The sequence below is a fragment of the Bradyrhizobium sp. PRIMUS42 genome, from assembly GCF_023006515.1.
Classification (GTDB): domain Bacteria; phylum Pseudomonadota; class Alphaproteobacteria; order Rhizobiales; family Xanthobacteraceae; genus Bradyrhizobium.
Genome location: NZ_JALBGZ010000965.1, coordinates 1 through 1937 on the forward strand (window position 1 = coordinate 1; position 1937 = coordinate 1937).

Annotated in this window: 2 protein-coding genes and 1 pseudogene; 1 reads left to right on the forward strand and 2 read right to left on the reverse strand. The window is 63.2% G+C overall.

Annotated elements, in window-relative coordinates; all coding sequences use genetic code 11:
• Nucleotides 1-128: pseudogene (locus tag MOV75_RS36300) on the reverse strand (2-octaprenyl-6-methoxyphenyl hydroxylase); the annotation flags it as partial.
• Nucleotides 129-322: 194 nt separating this feature from the next.
• Between MOV75_RS36300 and tesB the strand changes: the two are divergent.
• The gene (gene tesB / locus MOV75_RS36305; protein WP_212082690.1) at nucleotides 323-1186 is read left to right on the forward strand and encodes an acyl-CoA thioesterase II; all 864 of its coding nucleotides are present in this window, start codon (nucleotides 323-325) and stop codon (nucleotides 1184-1186) included.
• A 40-nt stretch (nucleotides 1187-1226) separates the two neighbouring features.
• Here the strand turns inward: tesB and MOV75_RS36310 are convergent.
• The coding region (locus tag MOV75_RS36310) for a hypothetical protein (RefSeq protein ID WP_247007781.1) at nucleotides 1227-1937 on the reverse strand (711 nt) is incomplete at its 5' end.

Consider the following 1937-nt stretch of genomic DNA (forward strand, 5'->3'; position numbering starts at 1 on the left):
CGCATGCCGAGCGCGGGATCGGCGACGATGACGGGAATCTCGGGCCCGAGCCCCTGGCGCAGCGCCAGCGCCAGCGCAAGCCCTGCAAACGCGCCGCCACCAATGACAATGCTACCCTGTACCGACATACCCAAATTCCCGGCCAAATCCTGGTCTTGCTAGCAGACTTGAGGTGGGCGAAACAGTGCGGTGAAACAAGGGCGCTCCTTCCTGTCATTCCGGGGCGCAAAGCGCGAACCCGGAATCCGGAGGTTATCGGCTCTCGATTCCGGGTTCGATGCTCTGCATCGCCTCGGAATGACGACAATGCGAAAGCACCATCATGTCCAAAAGCCTGATCGACCTGATTTCGATCCTCGACCTCGAGCAGCTCGAGGTGAACCTGTTCCGCGGCAACAGCCCTAAGACGAGCTGGCAGCGGGTCTTTGGAGGCCAGGTGATCGGGCAGGCGATGGTTGCAGCCTGCCGCACGGTCGAGGGCCGGCTGCCGCATTCACTGCATTGCTATTTCGTCCTGCCGGGCGATCCGCAGATCCCGATCATCTACCAGGTCGAGCGCCTGCGCGACGGCAAGAGCTACTCGACACGCCGCGTCACGGCGATCCAGCACGGCAACGCGATCTTTTCGATCATGGTCTCCTTCCATGCCGAGGAAGAGAGTGCGTTCGACCATCAGGACAGGATGCCTGACGTGCCGCCTCCGGAAAAACTTACGGCGGAGGAGGTGGCGAAGCAGCCCATGTTCCGGGAGATGCCCGACTTCATCCGCCGCTACTATGAATCCGATCGCCCGATCGAGCTGCGCCCGGTCGAGCTCGGCCGTTATTTCGGCCAGAAGATCGACGACGGCCGCATTCACGTCTGGATCAAGACCGCGGCGACCCTGCCGGACGATCCGGCGCTGCACATGTGCGCGCTCGCCTACGCCTCCGACTTCTCGCTGCTTGATGCGATCATGGCGCGCTATGGCCGCACGCTGTTCGACAAGCGCATGATGCCCGCGAGCCTCGACCACGCGATGTGGTTTCACCGCCCCTTCCGCGCCGACGAATGGCTGCTCTATGCGCAGGATTCGCCGAGCGCGCGAGGCGGCCGCGGCCTCACCCGCGGCTCGATCTTCAAGCCTGACGGCACGCTGGTCGCCTCCGTCGCGCAGGAAGGCTCCGTGCGCGAGCGGAAGGGATAATCACCTCAAACGCGAGGTATCGCGTTCGAGGCTTTCCGGATCATGCACCAAGGGACCCGCGCGGAGCCAGCACGGTCTCCGATGCGAACCAGTTCATGATCCAGCGATACACCCACGGAATCGGGATGATCAGGCTGCACAGGATCGCGGCGACGATGCCCCGCCAGAGGATGCCGAGACCACTGCCCTTGAAGACAATCTCGCGCCGCGTGCCTTCGATGCTGCGGCAGAACCAGCGCAGCTGTGCCGCGGCGACCCAGGCCCAGCCGATGATGGTGATGATGGAAATCGCGAACAGCAGATTCCAGCCGATATAGGCCCAGATGGAGCCCGTGAAGCTCAAGCCCAACGGCTGCCCGTTGGAGGCGAGGTTCGCGATCAACCATTTGATCAGGAGCCAGTAGAGAACGATCTGCACGATGAACAGCAGATTGCTCAGGATCTGGCTGCCGATGAAGCCGATGACGATCGCCAGAACGATGAAGCCGAAGAACCAGGGCACCAGCGTCATCGCAGTGCCGGTGAAGCTGAGATTTGGCCGGCCGGGGACTTTGAAGCAGGGCACGATCCAGTTCGTGTACCAGACGAACAGCCACGGCACCGGAATGACGAAGCACGAGCCGATCACGAGCACCAGCGTGCGCCAGGTGAACTCGAGGATGCCGAAATCGACGGCCAGCGATCCTCCGCTGCCAGCCGCAGCGTAGCCGCTGGCGCCGCCGTAGGCGCTTCCGCCCATCATCGGCGGGCC